The 19,129-nt window shown below is 66.2% G+C and carries 18 protein-coding genes and 2 tRNA genes; all 20 read left to right on the top strand.

Annotation, left to right across the window (positions count from 1 at the left end; all coding sequences use genetic code 11):
• Positions 1-3 precede the first annotated feature (3 nt).
• Positions 4-1,341: a trigger factor gene (tig, locus tag ACRWK7_RS24060; RefSeq protein ID WP_431858852.1), complete on the top strand. Its 1,338-nt coding sequence runs from the start codon at positions 4-6 to the stop codon at positions 1,339-1,341.
• Positions 1,342-1,435: 94 nt separating this feature from the next.
• Complete coding sequence (gene clpP / locus ACRWK7_RS24055) at positions 1,436-2,062, top strand: ATP-dependent Clp endopeptidase proteolytic subunit ClpP (RefSeq protein ID WP_431858851.1); 627 nt, start codon at positions 1,436-1,438, stop codon at positions 2,060-2,062.
• Positions 2,063-2,233: 171 nt separating this feature from the next.
• On the top strand, positions 2,234-3,496 hold the full coding sequence (gene clpX / locus ACRWK7_RS24050) for an ATP-dependent Clp protease ATP-binding subunit ClpX (RefSeq protein WP_431858850.1): 1,263 nt from the start codon (positions 2,234-2,236) through the stop codon (positions 3,494-3,496).
• A 263-nt stretch (positions 3,497-3,759) separates the two neighbouring features.
• Positions 3,760-6,168 carry an endopeptidase La gene (gene lon / locus ACRWK7_RS24045; RefSeq protein ID WP_431858849.1) on the top strand — a complete coding sequence of 803 codons (2,409 nt, stop codon included), beginning with the start codon at positions 3,760-3,762 and terminating at the stop codon, positions 6,166-6,168.
• A 173-nt stretch (positions 6,169-6,341) separates the two neighbouring features.
• Positions 6,342-6,614: an HU family DNA-binding protein gene (locus ACRWK7_RS24040; RefSeq protein ID WP_431858848.1), complete on the top strand. Its 273-nt coding sequence runs from the start codon at positions 6,342-6,344 to the stop codon at positions 6,612-6,614.
• Between the two features lie 103 nt (positions 6,615-6,717).
• Positions 6,718-6,792: transfer RNA gene (locus tag ACRWK7_RS24035), tRNA-Val, on the top strand.
• Positions 6,793-6,946: 154 nt separating this feature from the next.
• On the top strand, positions 6,947-7,198 hold the full coding sequence (locus ACRWK7_RS24030) for a hypothetical protein (RefSeq protein WP_431858847.1): 252 nt from the start codon (positions 6,947-6,949) through the stop codon (positions 7,196-7,198).
• A 129-nt stretch (positions 7,199-7,327) separates the two neighbouring features.
• A tRNA-Asp gene (locus tag ACRWK7_RS24025) sits at positions 7,328-7,404 on the top strand.
• Between the two features lie 242 nt (positions 7,405-7,646).
• The gene (locus ACRWK7_RS24020; RefSeq protein ID WP_431858846.1) at positions 7,647-8,015 is read left to right on the top strand and encodes an NADH-quinone oxidoreductase subunit A; all 369 of its coding nucleotides are present in this window, start codon (positions 7,647-7,649) and stop codon (positions 8,013-8,015) included.
• Positions 8,006-8,548: a NuoB/complex I 20 kDa subunit family protein gene (locus ACRWK7_RS24015; RefSeq protein WP_431858845.1), complete on the top strand. Its 543-nt coding sequence runs from the start codon at positions 8,006-8,008 to the stop codon at positions 8,546-8,548. Before ACRWK7_RS24020 ends, ACRWK7_RS24015 begins: the two co-directional genes overlap by 10 nt.
• An 18-nt stretch (positions 8,549-8,566) precedes the next feature.
• The gene (locus ACRWK7_RS24010; protein WP_431858844.1) at positions 8,567-9,196 is read left to right on the top strand and encodes an NADH-quinone oxidoreductase subunit C; all 630 of its coding nucleotides are present in this window, start codon (positions 8,567-8,569) and stop codon (positions 9,194-9,196) included.
• Between the two features lie 26 nt (positions 9,197-9,222).
• Positions 9,223-10,425 (top strand): NADH-quinone oxidoreductase subunit D, encoded by a 1,203-nt coding sequence (locus ACRWK7_RS24005; protein ID WP_431858926.1) that lies wholly within the window; start codon positions 9,223-9,225, stop codon positions 10,423-10,425.
• Positions 10,422-11,051: an NADH-quinone oxidoreductase subunit NuoE gene (nuoE, locus tag ACRWK7_RS24000; protein ID WP_431858843.1), complete on the top strand. Its 630-nt coding sequence runs from the start codon at positions 10,422-10,424 to the stop codon at positions 11,049-11,051. The genes ACRWK7_RS24005 and nuoE overlap by 4 nt, the downstream gene beginning before the upstream one ends.
• Before the next feature lie 13 nt (positions 11,052-11,064).
• On the top strand, positions 11,065-12,360 hold the full coding sequence (gene nuoF / locus ACRWK7_RS23995; protein ID WP_431858842.1) for an NADH-quinone oxidoreductase subunit NuoF: 1,296 nt from the start codon (positions 11,065-11,067) through the stop codon (positions 12,358-12,360).
• A 16-nt stretch (positions 12,361-12,376) separates the two neighbouring features.
• Positions 12,377-14,452, top strand: a complete 2,076-nt coding sequence (gene nuoG, locus ACRWK7_RS23990; RefSeq protein WP_431858841.1) for an NADH-quinone oxidoreductase subunit NuoG — start codon at positions 12,377-12,379, stop codon at positions 14,450-14,452.
• A complete protein-coding gene (gene nuoH, locus ACRWK7_RS23985; protein WP_431858840.1) occupies positions 14,445-15,455 on the top strand; it encodes an NADH-quinone oxidoreductase subunit NuoH in 1,011 nt (336 codons plus the stop codon). The genes nuoG and nuoH overlap by 8 nt, the downstream gene beginning before the upstream one ends.
• 67 nt (positions 15,456-15,522) lie before the next feature.
• Entirely contained in the window at positions 15,523-16,011 is a 489-nt protein-coding gene (nuoI, locus tag ACRWK7_RS23980; RefSeq protein ID WP_431858839.1) for an NADH-quinone oxidoreductase subunit NuoI, read from the top strand.
• An 89-nt stretch (positions 16,012-16,100) separates the two neighbouring features.
• The gene (locus ACRWK7_RS23975; protein ID WP_431858838.1) at positions 16,101-16,715 is read left to right on the top strand and encodes an NADH-quinone oxidoreductase subunit J; all 615 of its coding nucleotides are present in this window, start codon (positions 16,101-16,103) and stop codon (positions 16,713-16,715) included.
• Between the two features lie 3 nt (positions 16,716-16,718).
• A complete protein-coding gene (gene nuoK / locus ACRWK7_RS23970; RefSeq protein ID WP_109117184.1) occupies positions 16,719-17,027 on the top strand; it encodes an NADH-quinone oxidoreductase subunit NuoK in 309 nt (102 codons plus the stop codon).
• A 9-nt stretch (positions 17,028-17,036) separates the two neighbouring features.
• Positions 17,037-19,124, top strand: coding sequence for an NADH-quinone oxidoreductase subunit L (gene nuoL / locus ACRWK7_RS23965; protein WP_431858837.1), 2,088 nt, complete (start codon positions 17,037-17,039; stop codon positions 19,122-19,124).
• Positions 19,125-19,129 lie beyond the last annotated feature (5 nt).

The following is a 19,129-nucleotide window of genomic DNA, read 5'->3' as shown; positions in this document are numbered from 1 at the left end:
CCGATGCAGATTACCGAAACCAGCGCCGACGGCCTCAAGCGCGAATTCAAGGTCGTCATCTCCGCCCAGGACATCGCCACCAAGGTGGACGGCAAGCTCGAAGAGCTGCGGAAGACCGTGCAGCTTCCCGGCTTCCGCCCGGGCAAGGTGCCGGTTGCCGTGATCAAGCAGCGCTACGGCGGCAGCGTGATGCACGAGGTCCTCGAGGACGCCGTGTCCGACAGCTCGCGCCAGGCGCTGAGCGAGCGCGGCCTGCGCCCGGCGCTCCAGCCGAAGATCGACATCGAGAAGTTCGAGGAGAACGGCGACCTCGAGTACAAGATGGCCGTCGAGCTGCTGCCCGACGTGGAGCCGGCCGACCTCTCCGGCATCGAGCTGGAGCGCCTGGTCGCCGAGGTGGCCGAAAAGGACGTGGACGAGGCGCTGGAGCGTCTGGCCCAGTCGCGCTCCTCGACCGAGCCGGTCACCGAGGACCGCCCGGCGCAGAAGGGCGACACCGTCGTCATCGACTTCGCCGGCACCGTCGGCGGCGAGGCCCTGCCGGGCATGGACGCCAAGGACTTCAACCTGGAGCTGGGCTCCAATTCCTTCGTCCCGGGTTTCGAGGACCAGCTGGTCGGCGCCAAGGCCGGCAGCCACGTCACCGTGAACGTCAAGTTCCCGGAGGACTACCCGGCCGAGAAGCTGAAGGGCCAGGACACCGTCTTCGAGGTGGACGTCAAGGAGATCCGCCAGACCGTCCCCGGCAAGGTCGATGAGGACCTCGCCAAGGACTTCGGCATGGAGAGCCTGGAGAAGCTGAAGGACGCCATCCGCGACAAGCTGAAGCGCGACTACGCCGACGCCGCCCGCGTGAAGGTGAAGCGCCAGCTGCTCGACAAGCTGGCCGAGGCGCACAGCTTCGAGGTGCCGGCCGGCATGGTCGACATCGAGTTCGACGCGATCTGGGAACAGCTGCAGCGCGAGATCAAGGCCGGCAACGCCGGCGAGGACGCGGGCAAGTCCGAGGACGAGCTGAAGGCCGAGTACCGCTCCATCGCCGAGCGCCGCGTGCGCCTGGGCCTGCTGCTGTCCGAGGTCGGCCGCCGCAACAACATCCAGGTCACCCAGGACGAGGTCAACCGCGCCCTCATCAGCGAGGCGCGCCGCTTCCCCGGCCAGGAGCGCCAGGTGTTCGAGTTCTTCAAGCAGAACCCGGGCGCCATGGAGAACCTGCGGGCGCCGATCTTCGAGGACAAGGTCGTGGACTACATCCTCGAGCTCGCCAAGGTCAGCGAGCGCACGGTTCCGGTGGAGGAGCTGCTGCGCGACCCGGACGAGGACGCGGCGAAGGCGGCCTGAGGAATGTTTCGTGACAGGGCGGCCTTTCGGCCGCCCTTTTCTTCCCCTATATAGGGGTGAACGCCACGAGGCTCAGGGGGCTAGGGTAACAACAATGTACGACTTCGAGCCTAAGATGAACGCTCTGGTCCCGATGGTCATCGAGCAGACCAACCGGGGTGAGCGCGCCTATGACATTTATTCGCGCCTGCTGAAGGAGCGAATCATCTTCCTGATCGGCGGGGTCAACGACGCTGTTGCCAGCCTGATCTGCTCGCAGCTGCTGTTCCTGGAGTCGGAGAACCCGAACAAGGACATCGCGCTCTACATCAACTCTCCGGGCGGCTATGTGTCGGCGGGTCTCGCCATTTACGACACCATGCAGTACATCCGCCCGCAGGTGTCCACGGTGTGCATGGGGCAGGCGGCGTCCATGGGCTCGCTGCTGCTCGCCGCCGGCGCGCCGGGCAAGCGCTTCTCGCTGCCCAACAGCCGCATCATGATCCACCAGCCCTCGGGCGGCGCCCAGGGCCAGGCCTCGGACATCGAGATCCAGGCGCAGGAGATCCTGAAGCTGCGCTCGCGCCTGAACGAGATCTACGTCAAGCACACCGGCCAGCCGCTGGACGTGATCGAGCAGAACATGGAGCGCGACAAGTTCATGTCGCCCGAGGAGGCCAAGGCCTTCGGCCTCATCGACGAGGTGGTCGAGAAGCGCCCCGGCGGCGAGGAAAACCGCTGACCGCCGCAACAATGTGTTGATCGCGCCGGTTCGCCTGTTGTTGACTGGACGACGGGTGGCCGGCGCGATACGGTAGCCTTGTCACGAGCCGGTTTCGTGACAGACTCAGGAAAAGGACCGGCGTCGGGGGATGCGCGTACCGGGATCCTCCGAGAGCATGACGGAGTACAGATGACCAAGTCCAGCAGCGGCGATTCGAAGAATACGCTCTACTGCTCGTTCTGCGGCAAGAGCCAGCACGAGGTCCGCAAGCTGATCGCCGGTCCGACGGTGTTCATCTGCGATGAATGCGTCGAACTGTGCATGGACATCATTCGCGAGGAGAACAAGACGACCCTCGTGAAGTCCCGCGATGGGGTGCCGACGCCGCGCGACATCCACGCCGTGCTTGACGACTACGTGATCGGGCAGGACCACGCCAAGCGCGTGCTGTCGGTCGCGGTGCACAACCACTACAAGCGCCTGTCGCACGGCACCAAGCACAACGACGTCGAACTGGCGAAGTCGAACATCCTGCTGATCGGCCCGACCGGCTGCGGCAAGACGCTGCTGGCCCAGACGCTGGCCCGCATCATCGACGTGCCGTTCACCATGGCCGACGCCACCACGCTGACCGAAGCGGGCTACGTCGGCGAGGACGTCGAGAACATCATCCTCAAGCTGCTGCAGGCCGCCGACTACAACGTCGAGCGGGCGCAGCGCGGCATCGTCTACATCGACGAGGTCGACAAGATCTCCCGCAAGTCCGACAATCCGTCGATCACCCGCGACGTGTCGGGCGAGGGCGTGCAGCAGGCCCTGCTGAAGATCATGGAGGGTACCGTCGCCTCCGTGCCGCCGCAGGGCGGGCGCAAGCACCCGCAGCAGGAGTTCCTGCAGGTCGACACCACCAACATCCTCTTCATCTGCGGCGGCGCCTTCGCCGGCCTGGAGAAGATCATCGCCCAGCGCGGCAAGGGGACCAGCATCGGCTTCGGCGCCGACGTGCGCAGCCCCGAGGAGCGCTCGACCGGCGACATCCTGCACGGAGTCGAGCCGGAGGACCTGCTGAAGTTCGGCCTGATCCCCGAGTTCGTCGGCCGCCTGCCGGTGGTCGCCACCCTGTCCGACCTGGACGAGGCGGCGCTGGTGGAGATCCTCACCAAGCCGAAGAACGCCCTCGTCAAGCAGTACCAGCGCCTGTTCGAGATGGAGGACGTCCACCTGGAGTTCTCCGACGACGCGCTGCGCAACATCGCCGGCAAGGCGATCGCCCGCAAGACGGGCGCGCGCGGCCTGCGCTCGATCATGGAGGCCATCCTGCTCGACCCGATGTTCGACCTGCCGGGCCTCTCCGGTGTCGAGAGCATCGTCGTCAACGGCGAAGTGGTGGAGGGCCGCGCCAAGCCGCTCTACGTCCACTCCGACCGCCGCAGCGAGGCGCCGGGCGCCTGACGCTCGAAGCGAACTGAGTCGAGGAAAGGGGCGCCTCCGGGCGCCCTTTTCGTTTTGGCCTCTCCCCCGGCCCCGCTGGAGGGAGAGGACGGCGTGTTCGCTGCGCCGCAAAAGGGAATCCCGGCCGTCTGCCCTTGAAGGGGCCCGAGGCGTGTGCCACGTTAGTCGGGTGCCGTAACCAAGGCCCTGCGCTCATCCCGAGGCGGGCCAATGTCCCAGGCCCATCCCGGGCTGGCGGCGTCCCCACCGAGAGGCCCTGTTCCATGTTCGAAATTCCCCGTGGTGCCCTCTATCCGGTCCTGCCGCTGCGCGACATCGTGGTGTTCCCCCACATGATCGTGCCGCTGTTCGTGGGCCGCGAGAAGTCCGTGCGCGCGCTCGAGGACGTGATGAAGGACGACAAGCAGATCCTGCTCGTCACCCAGAAGAACGCGGCGCAGGACGATCCGACCCCAGCCGACATCTACGGTGTCGGCACTGTGGGCACCGTGCTGCAGCTGCTGAAGCTGCCCGACGGGACGGTCAAGGTTCTGGTCGAAGGCGGCCAGCGCGCCGCGATCACCAAGTTCGCCGAGAACGAGGACTTCTTCCAGGCCTACGCCGACCTGACCGAGGAAAAGGTCGGCGAGCAGCAGGAGCTGGAGGCGCTGTCGCGCGCCGTGGTCTCGCAGTTTGAGCAGTACATCAAGCTCAACAAGAAGATCCCGCCCGAGGTGCTGGTCTCGATCAACCAGATCGAGGACTCCGGCAAGCTGGCCGACACCGTCGCCTCGCACCTCGCCCTGAAGATCCCCGAGAAGCAGCAGCTGCTGGAGACGGCCACCGTCTCCGAGCGCCTGGAGCGGGTCTACGCCTTCATGGAGGGCGAGATCGGCGTGCTGCAGGTGGAGAAGCGCATCCGCAACCGCGTCAAGCGGCAGATGGAGAAGACCCAGCGCGAGTACTACCTGAACGAACAGCTCAAGGCGATCCAGAAGGAGCTGGGCGAGTCGGAGGACGGCCGCGACGAGGCGGCCGAGCTGGAAGAGAAGATCAACAAGACCCGCCTCACCAAGGAGGCCCGCGACAAGGCGCTCGCCGAGCTGAAGAAGCTCCGCTCCATGAGCCCGATGTCCGCCGAGGCCACCGTGGTCCGCAACTACCTGGACTGGATGCTCTCCATTCCCTGGAAGAAGCGCACCAAGGTGAAGAAGGACATCAAGCTGGCGCAGAAGATCCTCGACGCCGACCACTACGGTCTGGAGAAGGTCAAGGAACGCATCCTGGAATACCTTGCCGTGCAGAACCGCATGAACAAGGTGAAGGGGCCGATCCTCTGCCTGGTCGGGCCGCCGGGCGTCGGCAAGACCTCGCTGGGCAAGTCGATCGCGCGCTCCACGGGCCGCAACTTCGTGCGCATGTCGCTCGGCGGCGTGCGCGACGAGGCCGAGGTCCGCGGCCACCGGCGCACCTACATCGGCTCCATGCCCGGCAAGGTCATCCAGGGCATGAAGAAGGCCAAGTCGTCGAACCCGCTGTTCCTGCTCGACGAGATCGACAAGCTCGGCGCCGACTGGCGCGGCGACCCGTCCTCGGCGCTGCTGGAGGTGCTGGATCCGGAGCAGAACAGCTCCTTCAACGACCATTACCTGGAGGTCGATTACGACCTGTCCGACGTGATGTTCGTCTGCACGGCCAACACGCTGCGCCTGCCGCAGCCGCTGCTGGACCGCATGGAGGTGATCCGCGTCGCCGGCTACACCGAGGATGAGAAGGTCGAGATCGCCAAGCGCCACCTGCTGGACAAGCAGGTCAAGGCGTCGGGCCTGAAGAAGGGCGAGTTCGCCATCTCCGACGACGCGCTGAAGGACCTGATCCGCTACTACACGCGGGAAGCCGGCGTGCGCAACCTGGAGCGCGAGATCGCCGGCCTGGCCCGCAAGGTGGTGAAGGAGATCCTGATGAAGGGCACCGAGAAGGTGTCCATCACCCGCCGGAACCTCGACAAGTACGCCGGCGTGCGCCGCTTCCACTTCGGCGAGGCCGAACTGGAGGATCTGGTCGGCGTCACCACTGGGCTGGCCTGGACCGAGGTGGGCGGCGAGCTGCTGTCCATCGAGGCGGTGTCGCTGCCCGGCAAGGGCCGCGTGACCACCACCGGCAAGCTGGGCGACGTCATGAAGGAATCGGTCCAGGCGGCCGAGTCCTACGTGAAGTCCCGCGCCGTCGCCTTCGGCATCAAGCCGACGCTCTTCGAGAAGAAGGACATCCACGTCCACGTTCCGGAGGGTGCCACTCCCAAGGACGGCCCGTCGGCCGGCGTGGCGATGATCACCTCGATCGTCTCCGTGCTGACCGGAATCGCCGTCCGCAAGGACGTCGCGATGACCGGCGAGATCACGCTGCGCGGCCGGGTGCTGCCGATCGGCGGTCTGAAGGAGAAGCTGCTGGCCGCCCTGCGCGGTGGCCTGAAGACGGTGCTGATCCCCAAGGACAACGAGAAGGATCTGGCGGACATCCCCGACAATGTGAAGCGGGGTCTGCAGATCATTCCGGTCAACTCGGTGGATGACGTGCTGCGCAACGCCCTGGTCCGCCCGCTCGAGCCCATCGAGTGGTCCGAGCCGGTGGAACCCGTCGAGGCGGCCGCCAAGCCGCGCGACGGCGAAGCGGGTGAAGTGCTCCGGCATTAACCCTGTCGGAGCTGCGTCAAAACGGTCGAAACCGTTGCGAATCGGCGCTTTTTGCGGCTGCGGCCGCCCGTCAGCAATTGACGGGCGGCCGTTGCTGTGTTTACACTTCGGCCCGCAAAGTCGTGGGGCGGCTTTGACCTTAAAGTCTTTGCAGATTCAGGAAGGGGGAATAAGTGAACAAGAATGATCTCGTGGCGCAGGTCGCCGAAGCGGCTGGTTTGTCTAAAAATGATGCGACCAAGGCCGTGGACGCGGTCTTCGAGGGCATCGCCGGCGCGATGAAGAACGGCGACGAGGTGCGTCTCGTGGGCTTTGGTACGTTCGCCATCGCCGAGCGTGCCGCCTCCGAGGGCCGCAACCCGCGCACGGGCGAGAAGATCTCGATCCCGGCGTCCAAGCAGCCGAAGTTCAAGCCGGGCAAGAACCTCAAGGATGCCCTGAACTAAGCGGCTTGCGCTGCTCCAGGCTTCCGGGCCATATACGGGACCGGCCGGCGCCTTCGACGGGCGCGGCCGGTTTCGTCTTTTCAGGACGTGCTTTTTCTGGGATGGGCGATTAGCTCAGCGGTAGAGCGTCTCCTTTACACGGAGAGGGTCGGGGGTTCGATCCCCTCATCGCCCACCATTCCTTCCCGTCGGTATTCCTGCCGGCGATTCGTCTGGAACCCTTCCAAAGACGCGCGGTTCGCCGCACCCCTGCGACTCCGCGTTGTCGAGAGTCCACCCGCGCTTGTGTGTTACAGTTTTCGAAAGACCGAAGCACGGCGGAGGAACGCGCAATGGGCGCTGGGTTTACCGGTGACGAACGGCGGCTGGGCGACCGCATCCTGCACGCACTCGAACTCGCCCTCGACCAGCAGGACCTCGACGTCTGCGAACTGCTCGGCAAGGCGCTGGAAACCGCGCTGACGCGCTTCGGCGGCAAGGACGCGGTGGAGCACCGGCCCATGCCGGAACCGTTCCTGGCGGCCTTCGACCGGCTCGACCGGCTGCGGCATGCCAAGCTGGGCGGGCGGGAAACGGTGGCCTGACTTTTTTTCGTTTTGGTGATTGACAGGGCGGCACGGGGCGGATAGAAACCGGCCCACGCCATACGGACGGCGCCGCGAACGAAGCCCTTGAACGGCAACGCAGAACGGCACAGTCAAAGGTGGTCTTGCGCGGGTGTAGCTCAGTTGGTTAGAGCGCCGGCCTGTCACGCCGGAGGCCGCGGGTTCAAGTCCCGTCACTCGCGCCACTTTCCCTCATTTTAAAAACACTTTAAAACGCCTCGCCTTCTACGTGGTAAGACCGCGTGGAGCGGGCGTTTTCCGCCTTCCGAAAGACGTATAAAAGCGCTTTCCCTGTACGGACAACCGGCCTATATTGCGCCGCGTCTGACGGGCTAATCCAGTCTTATACCACCTCCGCGTGGCACGTCGGCCCCTCAGCCGGGGGCCGCACGGGGCTGCGGGGCGTGGGTTTTTGGGAGGACATGCGGTGGCCAACCCGCTGATCTACGAATACCTTCCGATCCTGGTGTTCCTGTTCATCGCGATCGCGCTGTCGGCCGTCATGGTCATCGCGTCGTACGTGATCAGTCCGAACAATCCGGACCCCGAGAAGGTCTCCCCCTACGAATGCGGCTTCGAGCCGTTCGAGGACGCCCGCACCAAGTTCGACGTGCGGTTCTATCTGGTCTCGATCCTGTTCATCATCTTCGACCTCGAGGTCGCCTTCCTGTTCCCGTGGGCGGTCGCCCTGGGCGACATCGGGCTGTTCGGTTTCTGGTCGATGATGATCTTCCTCGGCATCCTGACCATCGGCTTCGTCTACGAGTGGAAGAAAGGAGCTCTGGAATGGGAGTAGAGGCTGCCAAGCTGGCGCCGATTCCGCCCGGACCGGAACAGGACGCCTACCTCCGCGCGGTCTCCGAGGAGATCCAGGAGAAGGGGTTCATCCTCGCCAAGTACGAGGATGTGCTGAACTGGGCCCGCACCGGCTCGCTGTGGCCGATGACCTTCGGTCTGGCCTGCTGCGCGGTGGAGATGATCCACGCCTACATGAGCCGGTACGACCTGGACCGCTTCGGCGTCATCCCGCGCCCCAGCCCGCGCCAGTCCGACTGCATGATCGTGGCCGGCACGCTGACCAACAAGATGGCCCCCGCTCTGCGCAAGGTCTACGACCAGATGCCGGAGCCGCGCTGGGTGATCTCGATGGGCTCGTGCGCCAACGGCGGCGGCTACTATCACTACAGCTACTCGGTGGTGCGCGGGTGTGACCGGATCGTGCCGGTCGACATCTACGTCCCCGGATGCCCGCCGACGGCCGAGGCCCTGGTGTACGGCATCCTGCAGCTCCAGAAGAAGATCCGGCGCAGCAACCGCATCGCGCGATAAAAAGCAGGCGACAAGCCCATGTCCGAACAAGCGCTGAAAGAACTCGGGGATCACATCGCCTCCACGCTGGGGCAGGCGGTCCTCAAGGTCGAGCTGAAGCTCGGCGAGCTGATGGTGACGGTGCAGCGCGAGCAGATCGTGCCCGTGCTGACGACGTTGCGCGACGACCCGCGCAGCCAGTTCCAGTTGCTGGTGGACGTCACCGCCGTGGATTACCCGGAGCGCGCCGAGCGCTTCGAGGTCGTCTACAATCTGCTGAGCATCAAGCACAACCAGCGCGTTCGCGTGAAGCTCTGCACCGACGAAGACACGCCGGTGCCCTCCATCGTGCCGGTGTTCAACGCCGCCAACTGGATGGAGCGCGAGACCTGGGACATGTACGGGGTGTTCTTCGACGGCCACCCCGACCTGCGCCGCATCCTCACCGACTACGGGTTCGAGGGGCACCCGCTGCGCAAGGACTTCCCGCTGACCGGCTACGTCGAGTGCCGCTACGACGAGGACCAGAAGCGCGTCGTCTACGAGCCCGTGCGCCTGACGCAGGATTTCCGCACCTTCGACTTCCTGAGCCCCTGGGAAGGCATGACCAACGTCATGCTGCCCGGCGACGAGAAGGCTCAGGCCCCTGAAGCAGGGAGCAAGCCGTGAGCATCGTCACCTCCGACATCAAGACGATGGCCAGCCCGACCGACAATCAGTCGGGCAAGGTCCAGATCAAGCCCTACACCATGAACTTCGGGCCGCAGCACCCGGCGGCCCACGGCGTGCTGCGCCTGGTGATGGAGCTGAACGGCGAGGTGGTCGAGCGCTGCGATCCGCACATCGGCCTGCTGCACCGCGGCACCGAGAAGCTGATCGAGTACAAGACCTACATCCAGGCGACGCCGTACTTCGACCGGCTCGACTACGTGTCGCCGATGTGCATGGAGCACGCCTACGTCCTGGGCATCGAGAAGCTGCTCGGCATCAAGCCGCCGGAGCGCGCCCAGTACATCCGCGTGCTGTTCTCCGAGATCACCCGCATCCTCAACCACCTGCTGTCGATCACGACCGGCGCGCTCGACGTCGGCGCCATCACGCCGGCGCTGTGGGCCTTCGAGGAACGCGAAATCCTCATGGAGTTCTACGAGCGCGTCTCCGGCGCGCGGCTCCATGCCAACTACTTCCGCGTCGGCGGCGTCGCCTGGGACATGCCGGCCGGGCTGGCCGACGACATCTGGGCGTTCACCGAGCGCTTCCCGAAGTTCATCGACGACATCGACACGCTGCTGACCGAGAACCGGATCTTCAAGCAGCGCACCGTCGACATCGGCATCGTCAGCAAGGAGCAGGCGCTCGACTGGGGCTTCACCGGCCCGATGCTGCGCGGTTCCGGCGTGGCCTGGGACCTGCGCAAGTCGCAGCCCTACGAGGTCTACGACCGCATGGACTTCGACGTGCCGGTCGGCCTGACCGGCGACTGCTGGGCACGCTACCTCATCCGCATGGAGGAGATGCGCCAGTCGCTGCGCATCATCCGCCAGTGCATCAAGGAGATGCCGGACGGCCCGGTGCGCCACCAGGACCGCAAGGTGGCGCCGCCGCCGCGCGGCGAGATGAAGCGCTCCATGGAGTCGCTGATCCACCACTTCAAGCTGTTCACCGAGGGCTTCCACGTCCCGGCCGGCGAGACCTACACCGCCATCGAGGCGCCCAAGGGCGAGTTCGCCGTCTACCTCGTGTCGGACGGCACCAACAAGCCCTACAAGTGCCACATCAAGGCGCCCGGCTTCGCGCACCTGCAGGGCCTCGACTTCATGTCCAAGGGCCACATGCTGGCCGACGCGGTGGCCAACATCGCCTCCATGGACATCGTGTTCGGAGAGATCGACCGATGAGCGCGCCCGTCCGCTCCCACGCCGCCGAGCCGGCGTCCTTCGTCTTCACGCCCGAGTACATGGACCGGGCGCAGAGGATCATCGCCAAGTACCCCGAGGGCCGTCAGGCCAGCGCGGTGATGCCGCTGCTCGATCTGGCGCAGCGCCAGAACGCCGGCTGGCTGCCGCGCGTCGCCATGGACTACGTGGCCGACATGCTGAAGATGCCGCGCATCCGGGTGTACGAGGTCGCCACCTTCTACACGATGTACAACCTGAACCCCGTCGGTAAGCACGTGGTGCAGGTGTGCACGACGACGCCGTGCTGGCTGCGCGGCTCGGACGACATCGTCAAGGCCTGCGAGACCAAGATGGGCATCGCGCTCGGCGAGACCACCGACGACGGCCGCTTCACGCTGCGCGAGGTCGAGTGCCTGGGCGCCTGCGTCAACGCTCCCATCGTGCAGATCGGCGACGACTTCTACGAGGACGTCGGGCCGGAGCACATGGAGAAGATCATCGACGCGCTGTCGCGCGGCGAGACGCCGAAGGCGGGCTCGCAGATCGGCCGCCGCTCGTCCGAGCCGGTGGGCGGCCTCACCACGCTGCATGCCTACGCGGGCGAGCCCGCGCAGGGCGACGACTAAGGGGGCCCGGGGCATGCTTCGCGACGAAGACCGCATCTTCACGAACCTCTACGGCTTCCAGGACTTCCGCCTCGCCGCGGCCCAGAAGCGCGGCGACTGGGACGGCACCAAGGCCATCCTGGAGAAGGGCAAGGACTGGATCATCGAGCAGGTCAAGGAATCCGGCCTGCGCGGGCGCGGCGGCGCCGGCTTCTCGACCGGCATGAAGTGGTCCTTCATGCCGAAGAACGTCACCGACAAGCCGGTCTACCTGGTCATCAACGCCGACGAGGGCGAGCCGGGCACCTGCAAGGACCGCGACATCCTGCGCCACGATCCGCACAAGCTGATCGAGGGCTGCCTGATCGCCGGTTTCGCCATCGGCGCCAGCGCCGCCTACATCTACATCCGCGGCGAGTTCTACAACGAGGGCTCGGCCACCCAGGTCGCCATCGACGAGGCCTACGTGTCGGGCCTGATCGGCAAGAACGCCTGCGGCACCGGCTACAACTTCGACGTCTTCATCCACCGCGGCATGGGTGCGTACATCTGCGGCGAGGAGACGGCGCTCATCGAGTCCATCGAGGGCAAGAAGGGCCAGCCGCGCAACAAGCCGCCGTTCCCGGCGCAGGCCGGCCTGTACTCCTGCCCGACGACGGTGAACAACGTCGAATCCATCGCGGTGGTGCCCACCATCCTGCGCCGCGGCGCCGGCTGGTTCGGCGGCCTCGGCCGTCCGAAGAACACCGGCACCAAGCTGTTCTGCATCTCCGGTCACGTGAACAAGCCGTGCAACGTGGAGGAGGAGATGGGCATCCCGCTGAAGGAGCTCATCGAGAAGCACGCCGGCGGCGTGCGCGGCGGCTGGGACAACCTGCTGGCGGTCATCCCCGGCGGTTCGTCGGTGCCGGCGCTGCCGCGCTCGATCTGCGACACGGTGCTGATGGACTTCGACAGCCTGCGCGAGGTCCGCTCGGGCCTCGGCACCGCGGCGGTCATCGTCATGGACAAGTCCACCGACATCGTGAAGGCCATCGCGCGCCTGTCGAAGTTCTACGCGCACGAGAGCTGCGGCCAGTGCACGCCGTGCCGCGAGGGCACCGGCTGGCTGATGCGCATGATGGACCGCATGGTCAAAGGCAACGCCGCCGTCGAGGAGATCGACATGCTCTTCGAGGTGACCAAGCAGATCGAAGGTCACACCATCTGCGCGCTCGGCGACGCCGCGGCGTGGCCGGTGCAGGGCCTGATCCGGCATTTCCGGCCGGAGATGGAGGCCCGCATCGCCGCCTACCGCAACGCCGCCTCCGTCCGCGCCGCCGCCGAGTAAGGGAGCCCGAGGGTCCATGCCGAAACTGACCATCGACGGGATCGAGATCGAAGTCGAGCCGGGCACCTCCGTGCTGCAGGCTTGCGAGCAGCTCGGTATCGAAATCCCGCGTTTCTGCTACCACGAGCGCCTGAGCGTGCCGGCCAACTGCCGCATGTGCCTGGTGGAGATGGAGAAGGCGCCGAAGCCGGTGGCCTCCTGCGCCATGCCCTGTGCCGACGGCATGGTGATCAAGACCGACACCGAAACCGTGCACAAGGCCCGCAAGGGCGTGATGGAGTTCCTGCTGATCAACCATCCGCTCGACTGCCCGATCTGCGATCAGGGCGGCGAGTGCGACCTGCAGGACCAGGCCGTCGCCTACGGCTACGACCGCTCGCGCTACGGCGAGAACAAGCGGGCGGTGAAGGACAAGTACATGGGTCCGCTGATCAAGACGATCATGACCCGCTGCATCCACTGCACCCGCTGCATCCGCTTCGTGAACGAGATCTGCGGCGTCGCCGACATCGGCGCGGTCAACCGCGGCGAGCACATGGAGATCACCACCTTCGTCGAGAAGGCGATCGCCTCGGAGCTCTCCGGCAATCTCGCGGACGTCTGCCCGGTGGGCGCGCTGACCTCCAAGCCCTACGCGTTCACCACGCGTCCCTGGGAGCTGCGCAAGACCGAGACGGTGGACGTGATGGACGCCGTCGGCTCCAACATCCGCGTCGACACCCGCGGTCCGGAGGTGATGCGCGTCATCCCCCGCACCAACGAGGACGTCAACGAGGAGTGGATCAGCGACAAGACCCGCTTCGCCTATGACGGCCTGAAGCGCCAGCGTCTGGACCGCCCGTACGTCCGCCGGAACGGCAAGCTGCAGCCCGCCACCTGGGCCGAAGCGTTCGCCGCCGTCGCCGAACAGGTGAAGGGCAAGTCCGGCAACGCGCTGGCCGCCATCGCCGGCGACCTCGCTGACACCGAGTCCATGCTGGCGCTCAAGGAGCTGATGGCGGCCCTGGGATCGGCCAACATCGACTGCCGCCAGGACGGCGCCCGCTACGACACCTCGTCGCGCGCCGGCTACATCTTCAATTCCGGCATCGCCGGGATCGAGAAGGCCGACGTCATCCTGCTGGTCGGCACCAACCCGCGCTGGGAAGGCGCCATCGTCAACGCCCGCATCCGCAAGCGGTACCTGATGGGCGGCCTGAAGGTCGGCGTCATCGGCCCGCAGGTCGAGCTGACCTACCCGGCGACCCACCTCGGCAACGGCCCGCAGGCCCTGCAGGAGCTGATCGCCGGCAACGGCGACTTCGCCGAGGCGCTGAAGGGCGCCAAGCGGCCGATGATCATCCTGGGCCAGGGCGCGTTCCTGCGCGCCGACGGCCCGGCGGTCCACGCCGCGGCCCGCCAGCTGGCCGAGACCTGCAACGTGGTCCAGCCGGACTGGAACGGCTTCAACGTGCTGCACACCGCCGCCTCGCGCGTCGGCGGGCTCGACATCGGCTTCCTGCCGGGTGCGGGCGGCCGCGACGTCGCCGGCATCCTGGAGGGCGCGCAGAAGGGCGAGGTCTCGCTGGTGTACCTGTTGGGCGCCGACGAGATCGACATGGCCAAGCTCGGCAAGGCCTTCGTCGTCTACCAGGGCCACCACGGCGACGCCGGCGCCAGCCGCGCCGACGTGATCCTGCCGGGCGCCGCCTACACCGAGAAGAACGCCACCTACGTCAACACCGAGGGCCGTCCGCAGCTCGCCCGTCTGGCGACCTTCCCGCCGGGCGAGGCTCGCGAAGACTGGAAGATTATCCGCGCGCTGTCGGAGCACCTGGGCGCCACGCTGCCGTACGACAGCCTGACCCAGCTGCGCCGCCGCCTGGTGGACGTGAATCCGGTGTTCGGTAACATCGGCGGCCTGACGCCGGCCGAGTGGACCGCGTTCGGCACCGCCGGCGCGATCGACCCGGCGCCGTTCGTCAGCCCGATCGCGAACTTCTACATGACCGATCCGATCAGCCGCGCCTCGGAGACCATGGCGCGCTGCACCGAGACGTTCCTGACCACCGCCGCGGAAAGCGCCCAGGAGAGGACCGGCACCCATGGCTGAGATTTGGAGCGGCTTCCTGCTGCCGCTGATCATCATCGTGCTGAAGATCCTGGCGATCGTCGTTCCGCTGCTGGTGGGCGTCGCCTTCATGACGCTGGCCGAACGCAAGGTTCTGGGCGCTATGCAGATGCGCCAGGGTCCGAACCTCGTCGGTCCGTTCGGCCTGCTGCAGCCCTTCGCCGACGGCGTCAAGCTGTTCGCCAAGGAGCAGGTGCTGCCGGCCGGCGCCAACCGCGCGCTGTTCTACATGGCGCCGATGATGACCTTTTTCCTGGCGCTGCTGGGCTGGGCGGTCATCCCGTTCGATTACGGCATGGCGCTCACCAACATCAATGTCGGCATCCTGTACCTGTTCGCCATCTCGTCGCTCGGCGTGTACGGCATCATCGTCGCGGGCTGGGCCTCGAACTCGCGCTACGCCTTCCTCGGCGGCCTGCGCTCGGCGGCGCAGATGGTGTCCTACGAAGTCTCCATGGGCTTCGTCATCATCTCGGTGCTGCTGATCGTCGGCTCGCTGAACCTCACCGACATCGTGATGGCGCAGAAGACGGTATGGTTCGTCATCCCGATGCTGCCGATGTTCGTGGTCTTCTTCATCTCCGGCCTCGCCGAGACGAACCGCGCGCCCTTCGACCTGCCGGAAGGCGAGTCGGAGCTGGTCGCCGGCTTCATGGTGGAATACAGCTCGGCTCCGTACGCGCTGTTCTTCCTGGGCGAGTACGCGAACATGTTCCTGGTCAGCGCCATGACCTCGATCCTGTTCCTCGGCGGCTGGCTGCCGCCGTTCGACATCGCGCCGCTGAACTGGATCCCCGGCGTGGTCTGGTTGGCCCTGAAAGTTGCCTTCTGCCTGTTCACGTTCATCTGGGTCCGCGCGACCGTGCCGCGCTACCGCTATGACCAGCTCATGCGCCTCGGCTGGAAGGTGTTCCTGCCGCTGTCGCTGGCGTGGGTGGTGCTGACCGCCGGCGTGCTCGTCACCTTCGGCTGGCTGCCGAAGTAACCGGACTTAGAAGGGAAGAAACGCGGGGGCAGGGCCTGCCCCCGTGCTTAAAGGAGAACAAGAGGCCATGGCATTCCTCGACCGCACGGCGCGCAGCTTCTTCCTGGTGGAGCTGGTGCGCGGCCTCAGCCTGACCTTCAGCTACATGTTCAGGCCGAAGGTGACGCTGAACTACCCGTTCGAGAAGGGCCCGATCAGCCCGCGCTTCCGCGGCGAGCACGCGCTGCGCCGTTATCCCAACGGCGAGGAGCGCTGCATCGCGTGCAAGCTGTGCGAGGCGGTGTGCCCGGCGCTGGCCATCACCATCGAGGCCGAACCGCGCGAGGACGGCAGCCGCCGCACCACGCGCTACGACATCGACATGACGAAGTGCATCTACTGCGGCTTCTGTCAGGAAGCCTGCCCGGTGGACGCCATCGTCGAAGGCCCGAACTTCGAGTTCTCGACGGAGACGCGCGAGGAGCTCTTCTACAACAAGGATAAGCTGCTGGCGAACGGCGACCGCTGGGAAGCCCTGCTCGCCGCCAACCTTGCGAACGAAGCGCCCTACCGCTAAACACTCGATCGCCCTTGGCGGGGTAGGGGGATTGCGCTCCCGGCCCCGATGACGAACGGAAAAACCTCGACCGCGGAGGCGGGGATACAATGATTGTTCAAGTCCTGGCGTTTTACCTTTTCTCCGCCATCCTGGTGGCCTCCGGCGTGATGGTCATCTCCGCGCGGAACCCGGTTCACTCGGTGCTTTACCTCATCCTGGCGTTCTTCCAGGCCGCCGGCCTGTGCGTGCTGATGGGGGCTGAGTTCCTGGCGATGATCCTGGTCATCGTCTACGTGGGCGCCGTCGCGGTGCTGTTCCTGTTCGTCGTGATGATGCTCGACATCAATTTCCGCGAGCTGCGCCAGGGCGCCGCGCAGTACATGCCGTTCGGCGCGCTGATCGGCCTCGTGCTGCTGGCCGAGTTGGCCGTGGTGTTCGGCGCCTGGGCGGTGGCCCCGGCGGCCAGCCAGGCCCTCGGCGCGCCGACCCCGGCGATCGATCAGGTGAACAACACCCGGGCGCTCGGGCAGCTCATCTACACCCAGTACGCGTACCTGTTCCAGGCGTCGGGCATCGTGCTGCTGATCGCCATGATGGGTGCCATCGTGCTGACGCTGCGGCGCCGCGAAGGCGTGCGCAAGCAGGACATCTCGGCCCAGCTGGCCCGCCGCCGCGAAGAGACGATGGCGGTCATCAAGGTCCCGACCGGAGAAGGCGTCTAAAAAATGGAAATCGGGCTCGGTCATTACCTGACGGTCGCCGCGATCCTGTTCACCCTCGGGATCTTCGGCATCTTCCTGAACCGCAAGAACGTCATCATCATCCTGATGTCCATCGAGATGATGCTGCTGGCGGTGAACCTGAACCTCGTCGCCTTCTCGGTGTACCTGCACGACCTGGTCGGCCAGGTGTTCTCGATGATCATCCTGACCGTGGCGGCCGCCGAGGCGGCCATCGGCCTCGCCATCCTGGTGGTCTACTTCCGCAACCGCGGCTCGATCCGAGTCGAAGACATCAACATGATGAGGGGCTGAGGACGCGCCATGGAAGTCCTTGTCGTATTCCTGCCGCTGCTGGCGTTCCTCATCGCCGGTTCGCTGTCGCTGTTCGCCTATGGCCACAACGGCGCGCCGAAGGGCGCCGCCGCGCATGGCCATGGGCATGACCACGGCCACCACGACCACCATCACGATGCGCATGGCCACGACGACCATGGGCACGATGACCACGGCCACGACGACCATCATCCGGCCGCTCCGGCGGACTGGCGTGATCGCACGGCGCAGGTCGTCACCTGCGGCGCGGTGATCCTCGCCGCCATCATGTCGTGGATCCTGTTCTTCCAGATCACCGGCCACGGCGGCTCGCCGCGCACCATAGAGCTGTTCCGCTGGATCAAGTCCGGCTCGCTGGACGTGTTCTGGGCGCTGCGCGTCGACCAGCTGACCGCGGTCATGCTGGTGGTGGTCAACACCGTGTCGGCGTGCGTGCACGTCTACTCGGTCGGCTACATGGCCGAAGACCCGAACAAGCCGCGCTTCCAGGCCTACCTGTCGTTCTTCACCTTCTGCATGCTGATGCTGGTGACGGCCGACAACTTCGTGCAGATGTTCTTCGGCTGGGAGGGCGTCGGCGTCGCCTCGTACCTGCTGATCAACTTCTGGTACGAGAAGCCGTCGGCCAACAACGCGGCGATGAAGGCCTTCCTGGTCAACCGCGTCGGCGATTTCGGCTTCGCGCTCGGCATCTTCTCGGTGTTCGTGCTGACAGGCTCGCTGCAGTTCGACGTCGCCTTCGCCAAGGCGCCGGAGCTGGTCGGCAAGACCCTGCACTTCCTGAGCTGGGACTTCGACGCGCTGACCGTCGCCTGCCTGCTGCTGTTCGTCGGCGCCATGGGCAAGTCGGCGCAGCTCGGCCTGCACACCTGGTTGCCGGACGCGATGGAAGGCCCGACCCCGGTGTCGGCGCTCATCCACGCGGCCACCATGGTGACCGCCGGCGTGTTCATGGTGTGCCGCCTGTCGCCGCTGTTCGAGTACGCGCCCGCCGCGCTCGAGGTGGTGACCGTCGTCGGCGCCTTCACCGCGTTCGTCGCCGCGACCATCGGCTTCACCCAGTTCGACATCAAGCGCGTCATCGCCTATTCGACGATGTCGCAGCTCGGCTACATGTTCTTCGCCGCCGGCGTCTCCGCCTACGGCGCGGCCATGTTCCACCTGTTCACGCACGCCTTCTTCAAGGCGCTGCTGTTCCTCGGCGCCGGCTCCGTCATCCACGCCCTGCACCACGAGCAGGACATGCGCAACATGGGCGGCGTGTGGAAGAAGATCCCCGTCACCTACGCGCTGATGTGGATCGGCAACCTGGCGCTGGCCGGCCTGCCGATCTTCGCCGGCTTCTACTCGAAGGACATGATCCTCGAGGCGGCGTTCGCCGCGCACAGCCCGGTCGGCATGCTGGCCTTCTGGCTCGGCATCTCGGCGGCGCTGATGACCGCCTTCTACTCCTGGCGCCTGCTGATCATGTCCTTCCACGGCGCGCCGCGCATGCCGAAGAAGGTGTTCGAGCACGCCCATGAGTCGCCGCTGGTGATGCTGGTGCCGCTGTTCGTGCTGGGCGCCGGCGCGGTGCTCTCCGGCATCCTGTTCGCCGACAGCTTCATCGGCCACCACCGCGCCGATTTCTGGGGCAAGGCGATCTTCGTGCTGCCGGCCCACGACAGCATCGAGGCGGCGCACCACGATCTGCCCAGCTGGGTCGGCATCCTGCCGATCATCGTCGGCCTGATCGGCATCGCGCTGGCCTACCTGCTGTACCTGCTGCTGCCGCGCCTGCCGGGCGCGATCGCCGGCACCTTCAAGGGCGTCCACGCCTTCCTGTACAACAAGTGGTACTTCGACGAGCTGTACGACTGGGCGTTCGTGCGCCCGGCGCGCTGGCTCGGCCACGGCCTGTGGAAGGGCGGCGACGGCGCGCTCATCGACGGCGTCGGCCCGGACGGCCTGGCGGCCGCCACGCAGAACGTCGCGGCCAAGGCCTCGCGCATGCAGTCGGGCTACGTCTACCACTACGCCTTCGCGATGGTGATCGGCGTGGTCGCGCTGGTCGTGTGGCTCTCGCTGTTCGGCTGAGCGGC

The organism is Azospirillum sp., from assembly GCF_050789165.1.
The sequence above is the reverse complement of the archived record's forward strand: the minus strand, read 5'-3'. Positions and strand labels throughout refer to the sequence as shown.

What these genes read in the sequence shown, in the direction of transcription:
- tig (WP_431858852.1), top strand. Translation starts at nt 4, where the DNA reads ATGCAGATTACCGAAACCAGCGCCGACGGCCTCAAGCGCGAATTCAAG.
- clpP (WP_431858851.1), top strand. Translation starts at nt 1,436, where the DNA reads ATGTACGACTTCGAGCCTAAGATGAACGCTCTGGTCCCGATGGTCATC.
- clpX (WP_431858850.1), top strand. Translation starts at nt 2,234, where the DNA reads ATGACCAAGTCCAGCAGCGGCGATTCGAAGAATACGCTCTACTGCTCG.
- lon (WP_431858849.1), top strand. Translation starts at nt 3,760, where the DNA reads ATGTTCGAAATTCCCCGTGGTGCCCTCTATCCGGTCCTGCCGCTGCGC.
- ACRWK7_RS24030 (WP_431858847.1), top strand. Translation starts at nt 6,947, where the DNA reads ATGGGCGCTGGGTTTACCGGTGACGAACGGCGGCTGGGCGACCGCATC.
- ACRWK7_RS24015 (WP_431858845.1), top strand. Translation starts at nt 8,006, where the DNA reads ATGGGAGTAGAGGCTGCCAAGCTGGCGCCGATTCCGCCCGGACCGGAA.
- ACRWK7_RS24010 (WP_431858844.1), top strand. Translation starts at nt 8,567, where the DNA reads ATGTCCGAACAAGCGCTGAAAGAACTCGGGGATCACATCGCCTCCACG.
- ACRWK7_RS24005 (WP_431858926.1), top strand. Translation starts at nt 9,223, where the DNA reads ATGGCCAGCCCGACCGACAATCAGTCGGGCAAGGTCCAGATCAAGCCC.
- nuoE (WP_431858843.1), top strand. Translation starts at nt 10,422, where the DNA reads ATGAGCGCGCCCGTCCGCTCCCACGCCGCCGAGCCGGCGTCCTTCGTC.
- nuoF (WP_431858842.1), top strand. Translation starts at nt 11,065, where the DNA reads ATGCTTCGCGACGAAGACCGCATCTTCACGAACCTCTACGGCTTCCAG.
- nuoG (WP_431858841.1), top strand. Translation starts at nt 12,377, where the DNA reads ATGCCGAAACTGACCATCGACGGGATCGAGATCGAAGTCGAGCCGGGC.
- nuoH (WP_431858840.1), top strand. Translation starts at nt 14,445, where the DNA reads ATGGCTGAGATTTGGAGCGGCTTCCTGCTGCCGCTGATCATCATCGTG.
- nuoI (WP_431858839.1), top strand. Translation starts at nt 15,523, where the DNA reads ATGGCATTCCTCGACCGCACGGCGCGCAGCTTCTTCCTGGTGGAGCTG.
- ACRWK7_RS23975 (WP_431858838.1), top strand. Translation starts at nt 16,101, where the DNA reads ATGATTGTTCAAGTCCTGGCGTTTTACCTTTTCTCCGCCATCCTGGTG.
- nuoK (WP_109117184.1), top strand. Translation starts at nt 16,719, where the DNA reads ATGGAAATCGGGCTCGGTCATTACCTGACGGTCGCCGCGATCCTGTTC.
- nuoL (WP_431858837.1), top strand. Translation starts at nt 17,037, where the DNA reads ATGGAAGTCCTTGTCGTATTCCTGCCGCTGCTGGCGTTCCTCATCGCC.